We start from the raw sequence: 3,325 nt of genomic DNA on the forward strand, positions 1-3,325 counted from the left end.
CCCCGCCGCCGCCCCGCCCCCCGCGGCCCGCCCGCCCGCGCGCCCCCACCGCCGCGCGCCCCCCCCGCTGCCGCGGCCGCCCCCCCCCCTTTCCGATGCTCGGGTGACCCGACTGCGCGCAGGCGCCGGGCCCGGCCGCGGACTAGTCGCTGTTGAGGTAGGTCAGCAGGCGCAGGATCTCGATGTACAGCCAGACCAGGGTGACGGTCAGGCCGAGCGCCACGCCCCAAGCCGCCTTGGACGGCGCGCCCGCTCGGATGAGCTGGTCGGCGGCGTCGAAGTCGATCAGGAAGCTGAACGCGGCGATCGCGATGCAGACCAGGCTGAACACGATGGCCAGGCCGCTGCCGTCACGCAGGCCGAGGCCGGTGCCGTCGGCGGTGAAGAAGCTGGCGACGAGGTTGCCCAGCATCAGCACGGCCACGCCGATGGTGGCGCCGATGAGCATGCGGGTGAAGCGCGGGGTGACCCGGATGGCGCCGGTCTTGTAGACCACCAGCATGCCGGCGAAGACACCGAAGGTGCCGAGCACGGCCTGGGCGATCAGCTGGTTGCCGCCGACGCCGCCGAATTCGACATTGGTGAACATGAACGACAGGCCGCCGAGGAACAGGCCTTCGGCCGCGGCGTAGGACAACACGATGGCCGGGTTGTCCATCTTGTTGCCGAAGCTCGCGACGAGCACGAGCACCAGGCCGACCAGCGCGCCGCCGATGACGAGCAGCGTCCCCAGGCCGGGGGCGACCGACATGATCGCGAACGACACGATCGCGAACAGCGTCACCACGCCGAGGGTGATGCCGGTCTTGGTGACCACGTCGTCGATGGTCATCGACCGGGTGGCCGGGGCCTGCTGGTACGGCTGGACCGGGCGGCCGTACTGGTCGGTGTACTGGCCGTACTGGTTGCCGAACTGCTGTCCGAACTGACCGGCACCCGCCACACCCGAACCGAAGTCGGCGTAACCGCCCGCCGGCTGTTGCTTCGGGAGGTTCTTGAATATCGGATTGCTCGATGTGCGCACCGTGAGTGCCTTTCTGGAGTCGTTGCGACTGGTCGTGTCGAGCTGACGCTCGATCTCCATGGTTGCCTTGTTCACCAACTTGCCTGGTTCAACGTACGGCTCCACCGGAGAGTTCCGGCAGAACCCACGAGGCAGACAATTCGGACTCTACCGGGGCCGTGCGTCGTGCAGCCCACGCACCGACCGGGTGACGGTGAACTTCTTGTTGCGACCGACCACATCGGTGTGACCGACCATCCGCTCCACCACACCGCGGTAATTCAGATGGGTGTTGTACACGGTCCACAATTCTCCTCCGGGACGGAGAACGCGACCCGTTTCACAGAACATCTTGATCGCCGATCCGGTGTGCACCGCCGCGCCGACGTGAAAGGGCGGATTGCACATCACCAGATCGGCGCTGTTGTCCGGCAGCGAGGACATCGCGTCGTCGCGCAGCACGCGCACCCGCTCGGCCACGCCGTTGACCTCGGCGGTGGCGGCGGCGGAGGCGACCGCGGCGGCGGACTGGTCGGTCCCGACCACCCGGATGGCCGGCCGCGAGCGCGCCAGCGCCACCGCCAGGATGCCGGTGCCGCAGCCCAGGTCGATGGCCTCGCGGGCATCGGGCTTCATCAGCTTGAGGTGGTCGAGCAGGAACCGGGTGCCGATGTCGAGGCGGGCGCCGGAGAAGGCGGCGCCGTGCGCGACCACCTCGATGTCCAGTTCGGCCAGCCGCTCCCGGATCGGGAAGGCCGGCTCGCCGACCGGTTTCGGACCGCGCACGGTCAGCGTGCGCGACTTCTGCCTGCCGCGGCTCGCGGTGACCTCGCCGAAGTGCTGGGCGAGCACGTCGTTCATGGTCTTGGTGAGGTACTTGTCGCGACCGCCCGCGATCACCACCACCCCGGGGTCGGCGTGGCGGGCGACGGCCTCGGCGATCTCGGCCAGGCCGGACAGCGCGCGCGGCAGCCGCATGAGCACCAGTCGCACACCGTCGAGCAGTTCGGCCGACAGCGGGTGCGGGGTGTAGCGATCCGACAGCCCGAGCGTGCGGGCGTTGCCCGCCAACGCGAGTTCACCGGTGAGCAGATCCTGGTGCACGCGCACCCGGCGCAGGTCGTGGCGGGCGGCGAGGCCGAGGGTCAACGCGCCGTAGGCGTCGCCGACGACCGCGACACGCCCGTCGGTCGCGTCGTCGACGAACTCGGCGGCGGCGTCGAGGATCAGCCGGTCGGCGGCGTCGACGGCAAAGAGGTTGGGCGCCTCCACGTCCGGATGACGTCGCAGGCGAGCGAGAACGTCGTCGGCATCGTGCACGGCGTCAAGTGTGCTCGATCGTTGCCCCGCGATATCGACCGCCCCCGCTGGTGAGCGCACTACCATCGGCCCCATGCGTAACAAGACGGCTGCGCCGGCGGCGGCGGTGGCGGTGGCGGCGGCCACCCTGGCATGCGGGGTGCTGACCGGTTGCGACGACGCCCGGCCCGGCGCGGAACCGGTGACCTCGCCGAGCACGGCGCACAGCGCCACGGCGACCGGCCCGGCCCCGCTGCTGGAGGCGCCCGCCCCACCGCCGTCGGACGCCGCGCCCAAGAGCGCGGACGCCTCCCCCGAGGCGGGCCTGACCGTGACGGGCATCCGCATCGGCCGCCACGACGGCTTCGACCGGGTCGTCTACGACCTCGGCGGTGCGGGCACCCCCGGCTGGATCGTGCGCTGGACGGATCGCGCGGTCCAGGACGGCAGCGGCCGCGAACTCGACATCGCGGGTGAATCCGTGCTCGAGGTGCGCATCACCGGGTCGGCCTATCCCTTCGATTCCGGCGTGACCCCCTACTCGGGACCCGATCCGGCCACCGATCCCTCGGTCCCCGGCATCACCGGGGTCTCCATGCCACTGGTGTTCGAGGGTGTCACCCAGTCGTTCATCGGCGTCGCCGGATCGCAGGCCGCCTTCTCCGTCCAGGCGTTGAGCAATCCGACGCGTCTGGTCGTCGACATCGTCACCTCCTGAGATCACCTCCTGAGGCGTGACCGGGGCGGCGCTGTACACACTTCCCGCGCCGGATTCGATATCGGTTGACGATCGGTTCCTTTCGGCGATGCTGCCGACTGGACCCACTACGAGTACTTTCGGAAGGTCCGGCGCCGCACCGGATCCCTGACGGGGGTGGACAGCACAGAAGGGCGGAATCGACATGCGACGACTCGAACGCGCGGGTTTGGTCGCGACGGGAGTGGCAACCGTGAGCGGGTTGGTGCTCGTCGGAGCGTGCTCCAACCAGATCGCCGGCACGGCCGACGCCGACCCCTCCGAGG

General features: G+C 70.2%; 3 protein-coding genes. 1 reads left to right on the top strand and 2 read right to left on the bottom strand.

What is annotated here, in order from left to right:
* Positions 1-142 precede the first annotated feature (142 nt).
* Together QH283_RS02910 and QH283_RS02915 are read right to left on the bottom strand one after the other, a co-directional pair.
* Positions 143-1,024, bottom strand: a complete 882-nt coding sequence (locus QH283_RS02910; protein WP_280501474.1) for a Bax inhibitor-1/YccA family protein — start codon at positions 1,022-1,024, stop codon at positions 143-145.
* Between the two features lie 147 nt (positions 1,025-1,171).
* Positions 1,172-2,323, bottom strand: coding sequence for a class I SAM-dependent methyltransferase (locus QH283_RS02915; protein ID WP_280501472.1), 1,152 nt, complete (start codon positions 2,321-2,323; stop codon positions 1,172-1,174).
* Between the two features lie 73 nt (positions 2,324-2,396).
* Here QH283_RS02915 and QH283_RS02920 point away from each other — a divergent pair, with 73 nt between their 5' ends.
* On the top strand, positions 2,397-3,020 hold the full coding sequence (locus QH283_RS02920) for an AMIN-like domain-containing (lipo)protein (RefSeq protein WP_280501473.1): 624 nt from the start codon (positions 2,397-2,399) through the stop codon (positions 3,018-3,020).
* The last annotated feature ends 305 nt before the right edge of the window (positions 3,021-3,325 follow it).

Source organism: Nocardia farcinica, from assembly GCF_029867845.1.
Taxonomy (GTDB): Bacteria; Actinomycetota; Actinomycetes; order Mycobacteriales; family Mycobacteriaceae; genus Nocardia; species Nocardia farcinica_A.